The organism is Neorhizobium vignae (genome assembly GCF_000732195.1).
GTDB classification, from domain to species: Bacteria; Pseudomonadota; Alphaproteobacteria; order Rhizobiales; family Rhizobiaceae; genus Neorhizobium; species Neorhizobium vignae.
In genome coordinates, this window is record NZ_JNNU01000007.1 from 55,550 (window position 1) to 73,744 (window position 18,195).

Annotated in this window: 13 protein-coding genes, 1 pseudogene and 1 riboswitch; of the genes and pseudogenes, 9 read left to right on the plus strand and 5 right to left on the minus strand. The window is 62.8% G+C overall.

What is annotated here, in order from left to right:
- Positions 1 to 131: 131 nt before the first annotated feature.
- Positions 132 to 1,523 (minus strand): class II fumarate hydratase, encoded by a 1,392-nt coding sequence (fumC, locus tag GQ59_RS13340; protein ID WP_037082413.1) that lies wholly within the window; start codon positions 1,521 to 1,523, stop codon positions 132 to 134.
- Between the two features lie 381 nt (positions 1,524 to 1,904).
- On the opposite strand from fumC, the gene GQ59_RS13345 reads away from it, so the two are divergent.
- Positions 1,905 to 3,842, plus strand: coding sequence for a L,D-transpeptidase family protein (locus GQ59_RS13345; protein ID WP_084683142.1), 1,938 nt, complete (start codon positions 1,905 to 1,907; stop codon positions 3,840 to 3,842).
- A 61-nt stretch (positions 3,843 to 3,903) separates the two neighbouring features.
- Here GQ59_RS13345 and GQ59_RS13350 read toward each other — a convergent pair whose 3' ends face one another.
- Positions 3,904 to 4,605: an HAD family hydrolase gene (locus GQ59_RS13350; protein ID WP_037081933.1), complete on the minus strand. Its 702-nt coding sequence runs from the start codon at positions 4,603 to 4,605 to the stop codon at positions 3,904 to 3,906.
- Positions 4,606 to 4,777: 172 nt separating this feature from the next.
- Here GQ59_RS13350 and rpiA point away from each other — a divergent pair, with 172 nt between their 5' ends.
- From rpiA to gor, 3 genes and pseudogenes are all read left to right on the plus strand, one after another.
- A complete protein-coding gene (gene rpiA / locus GQ59_RS13355; protein WP_037081935.1) occupies positions 4,778 to 5,473 on the plus strand; it encodes a ribose-5-phosphate isomerase RpiA in 696 nt (231 codons plus the stop codon).
- Between the two features lie 18 nt (positions 5,474 to 5,491).
- A pseudogene (locus tag GQ59_RS13360) lies at positions 5,492 to 6,058 on the plus strand (DUF2059 domain-containing protein); the annotation flags it as partial.
- Positions 6,059 to 6,343: 285 nt separating this feature from the next.
- Positions 6,344 to 7,732, plus strand: coding sequence for a glutathione-disulfide reductase (gene gor, locus GQ59_RS13365; RefSeq protein WP_037081938.1), 1,389 nt, complete (start codon positions 6,344 to 6,346; stop codon positions 7,730 to 7,732).
- 24 nt (positions 7,733 to 7,756) lie between these two features.
- Here the strand turns inward: gor and GQ59_RS13370 are convergent, their stop codons facing one another.
- On the minus strand, positions 7,757 to 9,097 hold the full coding sequence (locus tag GQ59_RS13370; RefSeq protein WP_037081941.1) for a TadE/TadG family type IV pilus assembly protein: 1,341 nt from the start codon (positions 9,095 to 9,097) through the stop codon (positions 7,757 to 7,759).
- A 280-nt stretch (positions 9,098 to 9,377) separates the two neighbouring features.
- Here GQ59_RS13370 and GQ59_RS13375 point away from each other — a divergent pair, with 280 nt between their 5' ends.
- The 5 genes from GQ59_RS13375 (at position 9,378) to bluB (ending at position 14,888) form a co-directional block, all read left to right on the plus strand.
- Positions 9,378 to 10,751 carry a class II 3-deoxy-7-phosphoheptulonate synthase gene (locus GQ59_RS13375; RefSeq protein ID WP_037081944.1) on the plus strand — a complete coding sequence of 458 codons (1,374 nt, stop codon included), beginning with the start codon at positions 9,378 to 9,380 and terminating at the stop codon, positions 10,749 to 10,751.
- Positions 10,752 to 10,914: 163 nt separating this feature from the next.
- Positions 10,915 to 11,325 carry a GFA family protein gene (locus GQ59_RS13380; protein ID WP_037081946.1) on the plus strand — a complete coding sequence of 137 codons (411 nt, stop codon included), beginning with the start codon at positions 10,915 to 10,917 and terminating at the stop codon, positions 11,323 to 11,325.
- 60 nt (positions 11,326 to 11,385) lie between these two features.
- The gene (locus tag GQ59_RS13385; protein WP_037081948.1) at positions 11,386 to 13,059 is read left to right on the plus strand and encodes an NAD+ synthase; all 1,674 of its coding nucleotides are present in this window, start codon (positions 11,386 to 11,388) and stop codon (positions 13,057 to 13,059) included.
- Positions 13,060 to 13,074: 15 nt separating this feature from the next.
- A complete protein-coding gene (locus tag GQ59_RS13390) occupies positions 13,075 to 13,905 on the plus strand; it encodes a TolB family protein (protein WP_037082417.1) in 831 nt (276 codons plus the stop codon).
- 27 nt (positions 13,906 to 13,932) lie between these two features.
- A riboswitch (cobalamin riboswitch) is annotated at positions 13,933 to 14,121 on the plus strand.
- An 80-nt stretch (positions 14,122 to 14,201) separates the two neighbouring features.
- Positions 14,202 to 14,888: a 5,6-dimethylbenzimidazole synthase gene (gene bluB, locus GQ59_RS13395; RefSeq protein ID WP_037081949.1), complete on the plus strand. Its 687-nt coding sequence runs from the start codon at positions 14,202 to 14,204 to the stop codon at positions 14,886 to 14,888.
- On the opposite strand, the gene GQ59_RS13400 is transcribed toward bluB, so the two are convergent.
- A complete protein-coding gene (locus GQ59_RS13400; protein WP_207642194.1) occupies positions 14,889 to 15,581 on the minus strand; it encodes a hypothetical protein in 693 nt (230 codons plus the stop codon).
- Positions 15,582 to 15,733: 152 nt separating this feature from the next.
- Positions 15,734 to 18,061: an NADP-dependent malic enzyme gene (locus GQ59_RS13405; protein WP_037081953.1), complete on the minus strand. Its 2,328-nt coding sequence runs from the start codon at positions 18,059 to 18,061 to the stop codon at positions 15,734 to 15,736.
- Between the last annotated feature and the right edge of the window lie 134 nt (positions 18,062 to 18,195).

An 18,195-nucleotide genomic window follows, 5' to 3' on the forward strand; every position in this document is an offset into this window, starting at 1 on the left:
TTTGAGCCCGAAAAGATATTCAGCCCTATGAATTTGATATATTGTCGGAATTAATCATTTCGCGTTGACCGCAAGAGAAAGCCCGCCATGCGGAAGGCGGGCTTGTATGTTATAGTGTCGGGCGGATCGGCTTATTTAGGGCCGATCATGTTTTCGGGGCGGACATACTGGTCGAACTCCTCGTTCGTCAGGTATCCGCCGCCGACCGCTTCTTCGCGAAGCGTCGTGCCGTTCTTGTGGGCGGTCTTGGCGATCTTGGCGCAGATGTCGTAGCCGAGCCTGGTGTTAAGGGCGGTGACCAGCATCAGCGAGTTCTCCACGCCGCGCCTGATATTGTCTTCGCGAGCCTCGATGCCGACCACGCAATTGTCGGTGAAGGAGACGGCAGCGTCGCCGAGCAGCTGCACCGACTGCAGGAAATTGTAGGCCATCATCGGATTGTAGACGTTGAGCTCGAAATGGCCCTGGCTGCCGGCGAAGGTGAGAGCCGCATGGTTTCCGAAGATGTGGGCACAGACCTGGGTGAGCGCTTCCGACTGGGTCGGGTTGACCTTGCCCGGCATGATCGACGAACCCGGCTCGTTTTCCGGCAGCGACAGTTCGCCAAGGCCCGCACGCGGGCCGGAGCCCAGGAAACGGATGTCGTTGGCGATCTTGAAGAGAGCAGCGGCGGCGGCGTTGATCGCGCCGTGCGCAAAAACCATCGAGTCGTGCGAGGCGAGTGCTTCGAACTTGTTGGGAGCCGTGACGAACGGCAGGCCGGTGATCTTCGAAATCTCCTCGGCGACCTTTTCGGCAAAGCCGACCGGGGCGTTGAGGCCGGTGCCGACCGCCGTGCCGCCCTGGGCGAGCTTGGAAAGCGCCGGAAGCGTGAGTTCGATATTGGCGATCGCCGAGCCGACCTGCGCCGCATAACCGGAAAATTCCTGGCCGAGCGTCAGCGGGGTGGCGTCCTGCGTATGGGTGCGACCGATCTTGATGATGTGGGAGAAGGCCTTGACCTTCACTTCCAGCGCTTCGTGCAGATGCTTCAGCGACGGGATCAGGTGGCGCACGATGGTTTCGACGCAGGCGATGTGCATGGCCGTCGGATAGGTATCGTTCGACGACTGGCTCATGTTGACGTGATCGTTCGGATGCACGGGCTTCTTGGAGCCCATCACGCCGCCGAGCATTTCGATCGCGCGGTTGGAGATCACTTCGTTGGCGTTCATGTTCGACTGGGTGCCGGAGCCCGTCTGCCAGACGACCAGCGGGAAGTGGTCGTCGAGCTTGCCGTCGATGACTTCCTGGGCCGCTTCGACGATGACCTTGCCGATCGAAGCGTCGAGTCCGCCCAGTTCCATATTGGCGCGGGCGGCGGCCTGCTTGACGATACCGAGCGCACGCACGACCGCGAGCGGTTGTTTTTCCCAGCCGATCTTGAAGTTGCCGAGCGAGCGCTGCGCCTGAGCCCCCCAATAACGGTCGCTCGCCACGTCGATCGGGCCAAACGTATCGGTTTCGGTGCGGGTCGATGCCATCTTCGCTGCCTCTTTTTGCTCGTGGTCGCTGCCGGTGTCCTGAAAGATCAACAACGCGTTACCGCGTCGGAGCCGGCCGGCGGCATTACTATACGATTGGCGAACGTCTGCAAGCCGGCCTAGCAGGCTTTTTGGCAGGCTTTGGTCGTGCCTTTTATGACACGGACCGCGGAATTATACAGCGCAATCCGCCCTCCGGCCGGGTGCTTGTCGGTGGTCGTCAGTAAAAATTTAACGAATAGTTTCTTAACCTTCCGGCTGCGCACCGATGCTGTTTCCGGCGGAGCCGAAAGCCACCGGCCACTCGGGCGTTTCTTTCCATCCCTCACGCGATCGGTTAGATGGCGTGATATATATTCGAGCCCGCGGATCAAGACGCGGATGCAGGTGACGGGGACGACATTGCAGCACAAACACCAAAAAACTTCGATCGCATTGGCGCTCGTCTCCGGCATCTCGATGTTTACCGGTGCGGCCGTTCCGGCACATGCCGTGACACTTCTCGACCTTCTGCGCGGCGGTCCCGGCGCGGAACGGGCAGGGCGGGCCGATAACGGCCTGCCGGGCGTCGGCGGCAATACCGGCACGCCGACCGAGCGCAGCCTCGCCGATCCCGAGCCGCTGCCGAAGGTCTCCGGTCCTCGATATTACACCTACAAGCCGGATGCCGAGCGGGCCGTGAAGACGACCGCCTTCGCCGCGGCGTCTGCGACGGACGGCACGCGCCTCATCGCCGAGGCCAAGGTTTCCGCGCCGGCGGAAATCGCGACCGCTCTCGAAGCCTTCTACAGCAAGGCTGCGGAGCCTCTCTGGATCACCGCTGGCGACGTCAATGAGAAGGCGAGGGGCGTGCTGTCGCTCTTCGAGCGGGCCGGCGAATACGGGCTGGAACCGGCCGATTACATCCTCCCGGTCCCGGCGCTGACAACGGCAAGCGTCGCGGCCCCGACCGATGCGGCGGCCCCCATCAACGTTTCCGCGACGGCATCTGCACCGGTTTCGGCCGCCGACAGCCACGATCGCGCGCTGATGCAGTTCGAACTGGCGCTGTCGGAAAAGGTGCTGACGTTCGCGCAGGACATGACGCGTGGCCGCATCGACCCGAACAAGGTGTCCGGTTACCACGACTTCAAGCGCAAGGACGGCAAGCTCTCGCTCGTCCTGCCCTTCGCGCAGACCGGTACGGACGTGGCGGCCTACCTCGAAGGCCTCGCGCCGCAGAGCCCTCAATTCCAGGCGCTGAAGGCCGAGCTTGCAACGCTGCGCGCCGCAGCGGTCAACGACGGTCCGCAGATCTCGCTGCCGAGCGAGATTCTCCTGAAGCCGGGCAAGAGCAGCGCGGATATGGCGAACATCATCGCCGCAATCCAGCATACCGGTTCGGAAGCGCTGAAGACCAAACATGCGGCGACGCTGGCGGCCTATCAGCAGACCCCGGACTACACGCCGGAACTCGTCGATGTCGTGAAGTCCTTCCAGGCGGAAGTCGGTCTCAAGGCCGATGGCGTCATCGGCAATGCGACGGTGCGCAAGATGGTCGGCCATACGTCGAAGGACAAGATCGAGAAGGTCGAAGTCGCCATGGAACAGGTGCGCTGGCTGCCGGACGACCTCGGCCAGCGTTACGTCTTCATCAACCAGCCGGCCTTCACGGTCTATTACCATGACCGTGGTGCCGAACAGTTCGCGATGCGCGTCGTGGTCGGCAGCAAGTCCAACCAGACCTATTTCTTCCAGGATGAAATCGAAACCGTCGAGTTCAACCCCTATTGGGGCGTGCCGCAGTCGATAATCATCAACGAGATGCTGCCGCACCTGCGCCAGGATCCGAGCTATCTCGACCGGATGGGTTACGAGGTATCGGTCGGCGGCAGGGCGGTCCCGTCGAGCAGCGTCAACTGGTTCGGCTCGACCGACAAGATTTCCGTGCGCCAGCCGCCCTCGGGTGATAACGCACTCGGCGACTTGAAGATCCTGTTCCCGAACAGCCACGCGATCTACATGCATGACACGCCCTCGAAGAGCTTCTTCCAGCGCGACATGCGGGCGCTGAGCCACGGCTGCGTCCGTCTTGCCGAACCCCGCAAGATGGCGGCCGCCGTACTCGGCACCACGATCGAGGACGTCAACGGGCGGATCGCCGCCGGCGAGAACGTCGCCGCCAAGGTGCCGGTCAGGATCCCGGTCTACGTCGCCTATTTCACCGCCTGGCCGAACAAGGACGGCAAGGTCGAGTATTTCGACGACGTCTACGGCCGCGACAGTGCGACGATGAAGGCTTTCGTGGCAACCACCAAGGTCCGGGCGGCCCAGAGCTAAGGTCAGCTTGGGCTGAGAACGAGTTTCGGATTGCAGAAGAAAGCGGCCTCAGGGCCGCTTTTCATTTGGCAGCCGCCAGCTTCTTCACGTCGGCGGCAATCAACGTTTCCACCATCCCCACGGTCAGCTCGTCATAACCGCCGATCACCCGATCCGGGTTGAGCGTATCGACCGCGACGTCGGAATAACCGAAAGTCACGGCGACGGAGGCAATGCCGGCATTCTGCGCGGCAAGGATATCGTTGACGCTGTCGCCGATCATGACGCTCGTCGCGGGATTTCCGCCCGCCCGTTCTATCGTACCGAAAATGTGCCGGGCATCCGGCTTGCGGACGGCGAAGGTATCGCCGCAGGTCATCGCGACGAAGCGATCCGAAAGGCCGAGCTTTTCGAGAAGCGGGAAGGCGAGACGTTCGGACTTGTTGGTGCAGACCGCAAGCCGCATCCCGGCTGCCGTCAGGCGGTCGAGACACGCCACGACGCCGTCGTAGGGGCGGCTTCTGCCCGGCATCTCCGCCTCGTAGTGCTCCATATAGCGATCGAACAGCCTGGCCGCCGTCGGCTCGTCGAGCGGAACCCTGCGAAGTTCGAAAGCGCGGCGGATCATCACGCGCACGCCCTGGCCGACGAGATGGGTGAGGTCCTCGAAGGTCACCGGCTGCAGGCCGACGTCCTCGATCGTGTAGTTGAGGCTGTCGATAAGATCCGGTGCGGTGTCGATCAGCGTGCCGTCGAGGTCGAAAATGACAAGTGGAGCGGTCAATGGAACCTCGTGAACGTCGTTCGGGAGATGCCCCGGATTAAGCAATGCTGCCGTGAAAAGCAAATATGCGAGATTCGCGGCCCTTCGTAAAACCCGCCGCGAGGGGACTTTCGTTTGCGGGGAGAGGCGTGTAAACAGCGGGTCGGCGAAAACAGCGGGGAGCTTTTGGCGGATGGACGCCCGGGAAATGAAAGTCAAGGCGGCGCAAGCGGCACTGGCCTATGTCGAGGACGGCATGAGGCTGGGTATCGGCACCGGTTCGACGGCGGACGAATTCGTCAGGCTACTCGCCGAAAAGGTCCACGGCGGCTTCAAGGTCGAAGGCGTGCCGACATCCGAACGCACCGCGAGGCTCTGTGTCGAGCTCGGTGTCCCGCTGAAATCGCTCGACGAGCTTCCGGAACTCGATCTGACGGTCGACGGCGCCGACGAAGTCGATGCCAACCTGACCCTGATCAAGGGCGGCGGCGGTGCATTGCTGCGCGAGAAGATCGTCGCCGCGGCGTCTGCCCGCATGATCGTGATTGCCGACGAAAGCAAGCTGGTCGATATGCTCGGAGCCTATCCGCTGCCGATCGAGATCAATCCCTTCGGCCAGACGGCGACCCGGATTGCCATCGAAAAGGCTGCTTCCCGGTTAGGATTGACCGGCGAGTTGAAGCTGCGCAAATCGGGGGCTGAAGTCTTCACGACGGATGGCGGCCACTACATTTTCGACGCATCTTTTGGCCGCATTCCTGATGCAGACGCACTGTCGGCGGAGCTTAATTTCATTCCCGGTGTCGTGGAACACGGGCTGTTCATTCATATGGCGTCCTTAGCGATCATTGCCGGTGAGGCTGGAGCGCGGACGCTTGAGGCGAAGTAAACTAGGAGCAACCAACTCATGATCAGATACGCGGTTCTCGGCCGTGCCGCCGCTGTGGCCATCCTCTTCTCCGGCGCCTTCACGGTATCGGCTCGCGCCCAGGAAGTTTCGGAAGCCCAGCTTGCCGCTGCGCGCGGTGCGATCACGGCGCTCAACGTCACGGATCGTTACGATAATATCCTGCCCAACCTGGCAGAACGTCTGAAGGCCCAGTTCATCCAGGCCTCTCCGAATTTCCAGGGCCAAATCTCCAACGTCGTCGACGAGCAGGCGCTCGTGCTTGCACCGCGCCGTGCCGATCTCGAGAAGGAAGCGGCGACCATTTACGCCAAGAGCTTTTCGGCCGATGAACTGAAGTCGATTTCCACCTTCTTCAACACGGAGACGGGCAAGAAGCTGCTGACCACCCAGCCGCTCGTCAGCCGTGAACTGACCAAGGCCGCTGAAATCTGGGCAAACGGGATTTCCCGCGACCTGACCAACCAGAGCTCGGAAAAGCTGCGCGGCATCATCGACGCAAATCCGATCCAGGCGCCGGTCGTCGCTCCGGCTCCGGAAGCACAGGCCGCTGCACCCGCACCGGCAAAGCCTGCTGCTCCGCCGGCCCCGGCCAAGCCCGCTGCTGCGCCCGCGGCCAAGCCCGCTGCTCCGGCTGCCACCGCTCCGGCTGCCACCGCTCCGGCTGCCACCGCTCCGGCCAAGCCCGCCGCTCCGGCCGCCAAGCCGGCCCCGGCGCCCGCGCCGAAGCCCTGATAGCATCGTCCACCCGTCGAATTTTAAGGAAGCCCGGAGCAATCCGGGCTTTTCCTTTTGGATCTGTCATCCCTATATGTGAGCCACATCCAGCCGCCTGCTCTCAAGGAGAATATTATGACCGCCTATGACTATGATCTCTTCGTGATTGGCGGCGGATCGGGCGGCGTGAGGGCAGGCCGCGTGGCGGCATCGCTCGGCAAGCGGGTGGCGATCGCCGAGGAATATCGTTTCGGCGGCACCTGCGTCATTCGCGGCTGCGTGCCGAAGAAGCTCTTCGTCTACGCATCGCAATATCACGAGCATTTCGAGGACGCGGTCGGTTACGGCTGGGACGTCGGAGCGAGCACGTTCGACTGGAAGAAGCTGATCGCCGCGAAGGACAGGGAGATCGCGCGCCTCGAAGGCCTCTATCGCAAGGGTCTTGAAAACAACGGTGCGGAAATCCTCGAGACCCGCGCCGAGCTGGTCGATGCCCATACGATCCGGCTTACGAAGAGCGGCAAGACGGTCACTGCCGAAAAGATCGTTATCGCCACCGGCGGCGCGCCCAACCCGCATGCGGCGCTGCCCGGCCATGAACTCTGCATCTCGTCCAACGAGGCTTTCGATCTGCCCGAACTGCCGCGCTCCATCCTGATTGCCGGCGGTGGTTATATCGCGGTCGAATTCGCCAACATCTTCCACGGCCTCGGCGTCGACGTGACGCTGATCTATCGCGGCAAGGAGATCCTGTCGCGCTTCGACCACGACATGCGCCAGGGCCTGCACAAGGCGATGGTCGAGAAGGGCATCCGCATCGTGCTGACGGACGTGATCGAGGAGGTCACCAGGGCGCCGGCCGGTGGGCTTGTCGCCAGGACAATGAGCGGCGAGACGATTGCGGTCGACACCGTCATGCTGGCGCTCGGGCGCGATCCGAATACCAGCGGGCTGGGCCTGGAGGCCGCGGGCGTCGAGATGAACGAGCGCGGCGCCATCGTCGTCGACAGATATTCCCGCACCAGCGTCCCGCATATCTATGCGCTCGGAGATGTCACCGACCGGGTACAGCTCACGCCCGTGGCGATCCATGAGGCGATGTGCTTCATCGAAACCGAGTACAAGGGCAATCCGACCGCTCCCGACCACGACCTGATCGCCACCGCCGTCTTCTCGCAGCCGGAGATCGGCACGGTCGGCCTGTCGGAAGAGGAGGCGGCCAAGCGCTATCCGGAGATCGAGATCTACCGCGCCGAATTCCGGCCGATGAAGGCGACGCTTTCGGGTCGGTCGGAAAAGATGATCATGAAACTGGTCGTCGACGCGGCAAGCCGCAAGGTGGTCGGAGCCCACATCCTTGGCCACGATGCCGGCGAGATGGCGCAGCTTCTGGGAATTTCGCTGAAGGCCGGCGTCACCAAGGACGATTTCGACCGCACCATGGCCGTCCATCCGACGGCAGCGGAAGAGCTGGTCACGATGTACAACCCGAGCTACCGGGTGAAGAACGGCGAGCGCGTCTGACGCGCTCGCAGCTTCGGCGCGGTGTCAGCTGGTGATGCGCGGCGCGCTGACGATCTTGCGGAAAAGGGTATTCATGGCGGCGGCGATACCTTCGGTCGGGCTCACCTCGAAGTAATAACCTTCGGTGGCGCAGGCCCGCATGTTGTTGGGTATGCTTGGCTGGAACGGGGCGATCCAGTTGTTGTAGAAGCCGTTCTCCGGCAGAGGCAGATAGGTCGTATAGAGCACGGCAATCTTCACGCCCCGGAGCTTTATGTCGTTGCAGTATTCGACGTCGATCGGTTCCATGCAACGCGGCAGCTGTTCCGACCCCTTTTTCGTGTAGGTCAGCTTCTTTTTGCAGTTCGAGCGCTGCGCATCGCCGACGCCATCGCCAACCAGGAAGACGATCGCCTGCCGGTCGGCAGTACTGGTGCCATTGCCCGTCGACTTGATCTTCTCGTCGATGCCGGTGAGAGCCGCATTGTAGTCAGTCTGATTGTTTGGGTAATCGTGACTCGGGATGCTCATCAGCTCGATATTTTCCGTGGCCTTGCCGAGGGCCTCCAGATCGGTCGTCGGACTGGCGACCGTAAAGAGGTTCGCGTCGAGCGCGGAGCGCCCGAACGTGTAAGCCGACATCCGGAACTGACTGTTAACAGTCTGGGTGTCTTTGGCGGTCGTCATCAGCGCGGCGACCGCATCGGCCACAACGTCGATGCGGATCGTTGCTCCAATCTTTTTGGCGAGGTTGTAGTAGCTGTCCTTGTCCTCGACGCCGCTTTCCGAGACGATGTGACAGGCGAACGCGCAATCCTTGTCTTTTCCGTTGCGGCCGTTGATGGTGGCTGCCCGGAGTCTGGCCACGTCCGCAGGTGTCGCCCCGACCCCCATCGAAGGCGTGTTGTCGAGCAGCATGTAGAAGTCGAGGAACGACGGCGTCTGGTACTGCGCGGTGGCCCGGCCGGATACAGTAATGTCATCCTTGCCGAGGATCGTCATGAAAGTGGTCGGCAAGGTCGCGGTGAACGACACGCGCGAGGTCAGGATGCCGTTGTTCTTCGCGACCTCGATATCGACGTTCACCGGCAGGGTGGAAAGCTCGCCTAACATCTGACCGAGGAAGATGCTTCGGGCCTCGGCCGGATCGAGCGCCACGCTTCCGTCGCCCGGCAGCTGCATCGCCTGGGCGACAGCCTTCGATTTTTCCGCGATCGCACCGACGGCGGCCGCATCGGCCGCGCCGACGAGTTGCTGCTTGACGGTGAGCGCGTGGCCGAAATCGAGCGCCATGCCGGCCGTTCCGATCAGCGGAACCAGTAGAAAGGCAGTCATGACGCCGAAATTGCCGCCGCGATCCTTCCATAAACGTGTCATCGGATGCATTGCCTGCTCCCCAGCAAGAAAACCCTGCAGGAACCTCGCGCAAATTCGTGAAATTGTGGCTAAGAACGAGAGTAAAATTCAAGGCATGTCCTGATTTCATACTGCATGCGATCCGCCGGGCTACGGCGTCAGCTTGATATTCGAGGTCTTTCGCGGGGGACTGGCCGGTGGTGAAAGCGGGCAAAACGGCTATGCAACGCCGCTGTTAAGGTCTATAAGCCGCCTCGATTTTAAAGACTTGCCCGGCAGAGGATGGCCGAGGCTGAAACAGGTGAGCGAGATGGCACAGAATTGGACCCCGAGCAGTTGGCGGCAAAAACCGATCCAGCAGGTCCCGGAATTCCCGGACAAGGGCGCGTTGGCAGCGACGGAAGCTCAGCTCGCGACCTTTCCGCCACTCGTATTCGCCGGTGAGGCCCGCCGCCTGAAGAAGCAGCTTGCCAGTGTCGCGGAAGGCAATGCCTTCCTGCTGCAGGGTGGCGACTGCGCAGAAAGCTTCGTCGAACACGGGGCGGACAACATCCGCGACTTCTTCCGTTCGTTCCTGCAGATGGCGGTTGTCCTGACCTATGGCGCCCAGCTTCCGGTCGTCAAGGTCGGCCGCATCGCCGGCCAGTTCGCCAAGCCGCGCAGCAATTCGCACGAGACGCAGGACGGCAAGACGCTGCTCACCTATCGCGGCGACATCGTCAACGGCACCGAGTTCACCGAGGCGGCCCGCACGCCGGATCCGGAGCGCCAGATGATGGCTTACCGGCAGTCGGCGGCGACGCTCAACCTGCTGCGCGCCTTCGCGATGGGCGGTTACGCCAATCTCGAAAACGTTCACAAGTGGATGCTCGGTTTCGTCAAGGACAGCCCGCAGGGTGAACGTTACCGCAAGCTCGCCGACCGCATCAGCGAGACCATGGACTTCATGACGGCGATCGGCATCACCTCGGAAAACCAGCCGAGCCTGCGCGAAACGGACTTCTTCACCAGCCACGAAGCCCTGCTGCTCGGTTACGAAGAGGCCTTCACCCGCGTCGACTCCACCTCGGGCGACTGGTACGCGACGTCGGGCCACATGCTATGGATCGGTGACCGCACCCGCCAGCTCGACCATGCGCATGTCGAATATTTCCGCGGCATCAAGAACCCGATCGGGCTCAAGTGTGGTCCGTCGCTGCAGCCCGACAACCTGATCGAGCTGATCGACGCGCTCAACCCGACGAACGAAGCCGGTCGCCTGACGCTGATCTGCCGTTTCGGCTACGACAAGGTCGCCGACAGCCTGCCGAAGCTGATCCGCGCCGTCGAGAGGGAAGGCAGGAAAGTCGTCTGGTCCTGTGATCCGATGCATGGCAACACGATTACGCTCAACAACTACAAGACCCGGCCGTTCGACCGGATCCTGTCGGAAGTCGAAAGCTTCTTCCAGATCCACCGCGCGGAAGGCACCCATCCGGGCGGCATCCATATCGAGATGACCGGCAAGGACGTCACCGAATGCACCGGCGGTGCCCGCGCCGTCACGGCCGGCGACCTGCAGGACCGGTACCACACCCATTGCGATCCCCGCCTCAACGCTGACCAGGCCTTGGAACTCGCCTTCCTGCTCGCCGAGCGGATGAAGAGCGGCCGCGACGAAAAGCGGATGGTCGTCAACGGCTGAACCGCCGCGCTCGATTGTTGGAAATCAGGGAAGGCCGGCGGTGACGCCGGCCTTTTCTGTGTCTTCGTATTGCTTCCGCTGATGGTCATTATCAGCCGAATAGATTTGACCCTGAGGCCGCCGCTCGCGAGACTGAGCGCATCGCTTTCGTCGGGGATGTTGCATGCAGCAGAAGAACGGCGGTCGTTGCCTGTGCGGTGCGATCCGGTTTGAGACGGTGGGTCCGCTGCGGACGGTCACGGCCTGCCATTGTTCGCAATGCCGCCGCCAGACCGGGCTTTATTACGCGGCGACCAGCGTTCGCGTCGAAAACATGACGCTCGAAGGCGAGGAGACGCTGAGCTGGTATCGCGCCAGCGACGAGGCGCGGCGCGGCTTCTGCTCGCGATGCGGCTCTGCGCTGTTCTGGCAGGCGAAGGGCGCGGCAAGCATTTCGATCCTGGCGGGCGCCTTCGACCAGCCGAGCGGGCTTGTCATGGGCGAGCATATCTATTGTGCCGACAAGGGGGATTTCTACCAATTGCCGGAGGATGGCGTACCGCATTATCCGGGCGATCGCCCCGCATCCGCCTGAATGACAAAAAACTCTCGGAACGACGTTGCCGCCGTCTGCGGCTGACGCTAAATCGGTATCATGACCCAGGACATCAGCCAGACTTTCCGCATCGCCGTCGCCCAGCTCAACCCGACCGTCGGCGATATCGCCGGCAACCTGGCGCTGGCGCGAGAAGCCCGAAAGGATGCCGCCCGCGAAGAGGCGGATATCATCCTGTTCACCGAGCTCTTTCTGTCCGGTTATCCGCCGGAAGACCTCGTCCTGAAGCCGGCTTTCCTGAAGGCCTGCCTGAAGGCTGTGGAGGAGCTGGCTGCCGACACGGCGGACGGCGGCCCCGGCGTCATCATCGGCTTCCCGCGCCAGAGCGCGGAAGGCCGGCACAATTCGATCGCCGTGCTCGACGGCGGCAAGGTGATCGCGGTGCGCGACAAGATCGACCTGCCGAACTATGGCGAGTTCGACGAGAAGCGCGTCTTCATCGCCGGCGAAATGCCAGGGCCGGTGAATTTCCGCGGCGTCCGGCTCGGCATCCCGATCTGCGAAGACATCTGGGGCGATCTCGGCGTCTGCGAGACCCTGTCGGAGAGCGGGGCGGAAATCCTGCTGGTGCCGAACGGTTCGCCCTATTATCGCGGCAAGGTGGATATCCGCCATCAGGTCGTTCTGAAGCAGGTGATCGAGACCGGCCTACCGATGATCTACGCCGCCCAGCTCGGCGGCCAGGACGAGCTGGTCTTCGACGGCGCCAGCTTCGCCTTCAACGTGGACAAGTCGCTCGCCTTCCAGATGAGCCAGTTCGAGGCGGCCGTTGCCGTCACCGAGTGGAGACGGATTGGCGAGACTTGGCACTGCGCCCGCGGGCCGATGGCGCGCATTCCGGAAAAGGAGGAGGCGGACTATCGCGCCTGCCTTCTTGGTTTCCGCGACTACGTCAACAAGAACGGCTTCAAGTCGGTCGTGCTCGGCCTGTCCGGCGGCATCGACAGCGCCATCTGCGCGGCGATCGCCGTCGATGCGCTCGGCGAGGAGAGGGTCCGCACGGTGATGCTGCCCTATCGCTACACCTCCGAGGATTCGCTGAAGGACGCGGCCGATTGCGCGAGAGCGCTCGGCTGCCGTTACGACATCGTGCAGATCGCCGAGCCGGTGGACGGTTTTTCGTCGGCGCTGGCCGAACTGTTCGAGGGGACCGAGGAGGGCATTACCGAGGAGAACCTCCAGAGCCGTGCGCGCGGCACGATCCTGATGGCGATCTCCAACAAGTTCGGCTCGATGGTGGTCACGACCGGCAACAAGTCGGAAATGTCGGTCGGTTATGCGACCCTCTACGGCGACATGAACGGCGGATTCAACCCGATCAAGGACCTCTACAAGATGCAGGTCTATGCGCTGGCCGCCTGGCGCAACCAACACCTGCCGCCGACGGCTCTCGGCCCGAGCGGCGAGGTGATCCCGAAGAACATCATCTCCAAGGCGCCGTCCGCGGAACTCAGACCCAACCAGACCGACCAGGATTCGCTGCCGCCCTATCCGGTGCTCGACGACATCCTGGAATGCCTGGTCGAGCTGGAGATGGGCACGGAAGAGATCATCGCCCGCGGCCACGACATCGCTACCGTTCACCGGATCGAGCACCTGCTCTATCTCGCCGAATACAAGCGGCGCCAATCGGCGCCGGGCGTCAAGATCACCAAGAAGAATTTCGGCCGCGACAGGCGCTATCCGATCACCAACCGTTTCCGCGATCGCTAGGAGAGGATCATGGCCCTGCGCAGCTCGGTCGAGATCTTCAATATTCGAACGAGGACGATGCGGGTGGTCTGGCAGACGGAAGCCCTGTTCGAGGCGCCCAACTGGTCGCCCGACGGGCGCTACCTGATGCTCAACAGCGAGGGCCTGATCTATCGTCTGTCTCCGGACGGTGATAACGGCCCCGCTCTGGTCGATACCGGATTTGCCCGCCAATGCAACAACGACCACGGCATTTCGCCGGACGGTTCGCTGATCGCCATTTCCGACAAGGTAGAGTTCGGCAAGTCCGCGATCTATGTCCTTCCCGCCGGTGGCGGCGTGCCAAGTCTGGTAACCCTGAACCTGCCCTCCTACTGGCATGGCTGGTCGCCGGATGGGAAAAGCTTCGCCTATTGCGGCATCCGCGGCGACGAGTTCGACATCTATACGATCGGCATCGAAGGCGGCGAGGAGACGCGGCTGACGTTCGGTGAGGGACGCAATGACGGGCCGGATTTTTCGCCGGACGGGAAATGGATCTATTTCAATTCCAGTCGCACCGGACTGACGCAGATCTGGCGCGTCCCGGCCGCAGGCGGCATGGCCGAGCAGATCACCGACGGTGGTTACGGCGACTGGTTTCCGCATCCGTCACCGAAGGGTGACAAGATCGTCTTCGTCTCCTACGACGCCGATGTCTTCGACCACCCGCGCGATCTCGACGTTCGCGTCCGGCTGATGGACATGGACGGCGGCAATGTCGAAACGCTGTTCGAGCTCTTCGGCGGGCAGGGCACGATGAATTCGCCGAACTGGTCGCCTGATGGCGATGAGTTTGCCTATGTGCGCTATTTCCCCGTCGCATGAGCGCCTTGCGCCGAGGATGGCGTAAGGGCATAACCGATCCCGTCAGGTGCCGGCGACAAGCCGGAGAATCGGGAATCCGGGGTGGAACCGGAACGTGCCCAACGCTGTGAGGTGGACGCTCGGCCGCAGGATATGAAAGCCACTGGGAAACCGGGAAGGCGGCGGTGGAGGCGGACGAAGCCAAGTCAGAAGACCGGCCTGACGAGATAGACCAGCCCGCGCGGACGGCGGAAAGGTTTCGGACCTCTCCTTGCTTCCGAAAGGCAAGGGAGCGACGGCATTGTTGGGGACTAACGATGCAGCCTGATCCTTTCGAGCATGCCTTGCTGCCTGCCGGTGAATTTTCGAAGGCCGAGCGCGCGGCCGTTTACCGGGCGATCGAGACGCGCCGCGACGTGCGCGACCAGTTCCTGCCGGACCCGTTGCCGGACGACCTTGTGATGCGGCTGCTTGGCGCCGCGCATTCGGCACCCTCGGTCGGCTTCATGCAGCCCTGGAATTTCATCCTCATCCGCGATCCGGCGATCCGGGAGGCGGCCCGGGCTGCCTTCTCGCGCGCCAACGACGAGGCCGCGGAGATGTTTGCCGAGGAAAGCCGCGACCTTTATCGCAGCCTCAAGCTCGAAGGCATCGTCAAGGCGCCGCTGTCGATCTGCATCACCTGCGATCCGGATCGCGCCGGCCCGGTCGTGCTCGGCCGTACCCATAATCCGCGCATGGACGTCTATTCGACCGTCTGCGCCGTGCAGAACCTGTGGCTTGCGGCAAGGGCCGAGGGCGTCGGTGTCGGCTGGGTCAGCATCTTTCGCGAGGAGGACGTGCGCGCACTGCTGGGCATTCCCGACCGCATCGAGATCGTCGCGTGGCTCTGCCTCGGTTATGTCGATCAACTCTATGGCGAGCCGGAATTGGCGCTCAAGGGCTGGCGCCAGCGGTTGGCCCTAGAGGAGCTGATCTTTCAGGATCGCTGGGAAAACCGCTAATCACTGCTGCGGCTGCGGTCCTGCCGTTTTCGGATTGCTGAGGTCGATATCCGCTTCGGGCAGGAAAGCCGGCCCGACGGTGCGCACCTTCTTGTTCGGATCGTATGGCCGGTCCGGCGGCGGCGTGAGCACCGGCGGCTGGGCAGCGGCTGCCTGCGGCTTTTGCGGCGGGCGGGTGCGCAGGTTGGTGATCCCCGAATAGGGCTGTTCTTCTCTCGGAAGCTCGATGCCCGGCACCTTGCGGCGGTCGTCGACAACAGGCGGCAGCGGCTCGAAGGAGGGAATGCAGCGCTGCTCGCGGATGGCGGCGAGAATGGCATTCCGCTCTTCCGAGGGCAGGATCATCTGCCGGGAACTGTTCCGTTCCGCCGCCAGCGCGTCGCGGCTCTGTTCCATTCTGTCCAGCGCATCCCGCATCTGGCCGCAGACCTCGGCATTCGGGCCACCCAGAACCACGACGCTGCCATTGCCGCAGCCGGCGCGGCGCATGTCGACCCGCAATTCCCGGATATCGGCATTGTATTCGCCAAGCTGCTGGGCATAGCTGCGTGCCAGAGACGTGCTGCCGATGATCTGCGGGCTGTTTCCAAGTTTCCGGTAAAGGGCTGCACAAACGGCAGGGTCTCCCGCCAGCGCTGCGGCCGGCAGAAGCAAGAGCGGTATGGTCAGCAGGCCGCGAAGCGGTATCGGCAATTCCGGCATCCTCTCCTTAGATGGGAGATGGCATCATGGAACGTGCCGGTTGATAATCTCATAAAGCCGTGATCACCGCATGGTGAAATCGATCCCGAGTGCCGCTCGAGCCCCCGAAAGGGCCCGCGCCAAAGCAGGGGAAGAATTTCAACTCAGGATTGAACCTGCAGATTTGGCTGCGAGGCTTCCACGACGGCGAGCGCCGCCATGTTCACCACGCCGCGGGATGTCACCGAGGACGACAGGATATGCGCCGGCTGGGCTGCCCCGAGGAGAATGGGGCCGACATGCAGAGCGTCCGTGAGGTTACGGACCAGACCGAGCGAGATGTTTGCCGCATCGAGATTCGGGAAAACCAGCAGGTTGGCTTCGCCGGTCAGCGAACTGTCCGGCATGGCCCGCTTGCGCAGCGTTTCCGACAATGCCGAGCCACCCTGCATTTCGCCGTCCACTTCCAGCTCCGGCGCTCGCTGGCGCACCAGCTTCAGGGCCGCCCGCATCTTCTGGGCGCTTTCGGAATCGCGCGAACCGAAGTTCGAGTGGCAGATCAGCGCCGCCTTCGGGGTGATGCCGAACCGGCGGATTTCCTCTGCCGCCAGAATGGTGATCTCGGCGATCTCCTGCGCGGATGGATTGTAGTTCACGAACGTGTCGGTGAAGAACATCGCGCCGCGCTGCGAGATCACCAGGCTGAGGCCGGAGAAGGCGCAGACATCCGGCCGCTTGCCGATGATCTGGTTCACGTCGCTGAGATGCTTGTCGAAACGGCCCTCGACGCCGCAGATCAGCGCGTCCGCATCGCCGCGCTTGACCGCCAGCGCGCCGATCACCGTATTGTTGGTGCGCACGATGGTGCGCGCCGCTTCCGGATTGATGCCTTCGCGGCCGACCAGTGCGAAATATTCGTCGACATAGTCGCGATAGCGCGGATCGTCTTCCGGGTTGACCACGGCGAAATCGACATTCGGGCGGATGCGGATGCCGAAACGGGCAAGCCGCGCCTCGATGACGGAAGGGCGCCCGATCAGGATCGGGGTCGCCGTCTTTTCCTCGAGCAGAACCTGGGCGGCGCGCAAGACGCGTTCGTCCTCGCCTTCGGAGAAGATCACGCGGTTCTTTTCAGAAACCTTGGCGGCGCTGAAGATCGGCTTCATGACGAAGCCGGAGCGCCAGACGAAGCGGTTCAGCTGGTCGAGATAGGCTTCGAAATCCTGGATTGGCCGGGATGCGACGCCGGTCTCGGCAGCTGCCCTGGCAACCGCCGGTGCGATTCGCAGGATGAGGCGCGGGTCGAAAGGCGAGGGGATGAGGTAGTCGGCTCCAAAGATGGGAGTCTCGCCGGAATAGGCGCGCGCCGCGACGTCGGAGACTTCCTCGCGCGCAAGCGCCGCGATGGCCTTGACCGCCGCCATCTTCATTTCCTCGTTGATCGTCCGGGCGCCGCAATCGAGCGCCCCGCGGAAGATGTACGGGAAGCAGAGCACGTTGTTGACCTGGTTCGGGAAGTCCGAACGGCCGGTGCAGATCATCGCGTCGGGGCGGGCGGCGCGGGCAAGCTCGGGCATGATTTCCGGCGTCGGATTGGCAAGCGCCATGATCAGCGGCTTTTCCGCCATCTGTGCCAGCAGTTCGGGCTTCAGCACACCCGCGGCGGAGAGGCCGAGAAACACGTCGGCGCCGCCGATGCTGTCGGCAAGGACACGCTTTTCGGACTTCTGGGCGTAGATTTCCTTCCACTCGTCCATCAGCGTATTGCGCCCGTCATAGACGAGGCCTTCGATGTCGTGGACCCAGATATTCTCCTTTTTCGCGCCGAGCGAGACGAGGAGATGCAGGCAGGCGAGCGCGGCAGCACCCGCGCCTGACGTGACGATCTTGACGTCGGCGATGTTCTTGCCCGCGAGCTCCAGCCCGTTCAAGACGGCGGCAGCGACGATGATCGCCGTGCCGTGCTGGTCGTCGTGGAAGACCGGGATGTTCATCTTTTCGCGCAGCCGGCGCTCGACTTCGAAACATTCCGGCGACTTGATGTCTTCGAGGTTGATGCCGCCGAAGGTCGGCTCCAGCGCCGAAACGGTCGAGACCATCGCCTCGATGCCGGGCGCGTCGATCTCGATGTCGAAGACGTCGATTCCGGCGAATTTCTTGAAGAGGACGGCCTTGCCTTCCATGACCGGCTTCGAAGCCAGCGGGCCGATATTGCCAAGGCCAAGCACGGCCGAGCCGTTCGAAACGACGGCGACGAGATTGGCGCGGGCGGTATAGTAAGCCGCCATGTCGGGATTGTCGCGGATTGCCAGGCAAGGTGCCGCAACGCCGGGGGAATAGGCAAGCGCCAGGTCGCGCTGGTTGCCAAGCGGCTTGGTGGCCTGAATTTCAAGCTTGCCGGGCCGCGGGTAGCGGTGGAAGAACAGCGCCTGTTCGTCGAGATCGCCGCTGACCGGCACGGCCGGCGATTTCGGTTTGTCCTGCGCGTTCATGGTTCCTCCTGGCTTGTTTGTTTTGTGTCTGAGGGGTCGAAAGGAGAGACCTCTCCTTACATCAATCGACCGGAAGCGACAGCAGCTAATTTGCGGTCATGGCGGAAATTGGAACATGGCCGATTGGGCGCCGG

What these genes read in the sequence shown, in the direction of transcription:
- fumC (WP_037082413.1), bottom strand. Translation starts at nt 1,523, where the DNA reads ATGGCATCGACCCGCACCGAAACCGATACGTTTGGCCCGATCGACGTG.
- GQ59_RS13345 (WP_084683142.1), top strand. Translation starts at nt 1,905, where the DNA reads ATGCAGGTGACGGGGACGACATTGCAGCACAAACACCAAAAAACTTCG.
- rpiA (WP_037081935.1), top strand. Translation starts at nt 4,778, where the DNA reads ATGGACGCCCGGGAAATGAAAGTCAAGGCGGCGCAAGCGGCACTGGCC.
- gor (WP_037081938.1), top strand. Translation starts at nt 6,344, where the DNA reads ATGACCGCCTATGACTATGATCTCTTCGTGATTGGCGGCGGATCGGGC.
- GQ59_RS13370 (WP_037081941.1), bottom strand. Translation starts at nt 9,097, where the DNA reads ATGCATCCGATGACACGTTTATGGAAGGATCGCGGCGGCAATTTCGGC.
- GQ59_RS13375 (WP_037081944.1), top strand. Translation starts at nt 9,378, where the DNA reads ATGGCACAGAATTGGACCCCGAGCAGTTGGCGGCAAAAACCGATCCAG.
- GQ59_RS13380 (WP_037081946.1), top strand. Translation starts at nt 10,915, where the DNA reads ATGCAGCAGAAGAACGGCGGTCGTTGCCTGTGCGGTGCGATCCGGTTT.
- GQ59_RS13385 (WP_037081948.1), top strand. Translation starts at nt 11,386, where the DNA reads ATGACCCAGGACATCAGCCAGACTTTCCGCATCGCCGTCGCCCAGCTC.
- bluB (WP_037081949.1), top strand. Translation starts at nt 14,202, where the DNA reads ATGCAGCCTGATCCTTTCGAGCATGCCTTGCTGCCTGCCGGTGAATTT.
- GQ59_RS13405 (WP_037081953.1), bottom strand. Translation starts at nt 18,061, where the DNA reads ATGAACGCGCAGGACAAACCGAAATCGCCGGCCGTGCCGGTCAGCGGC.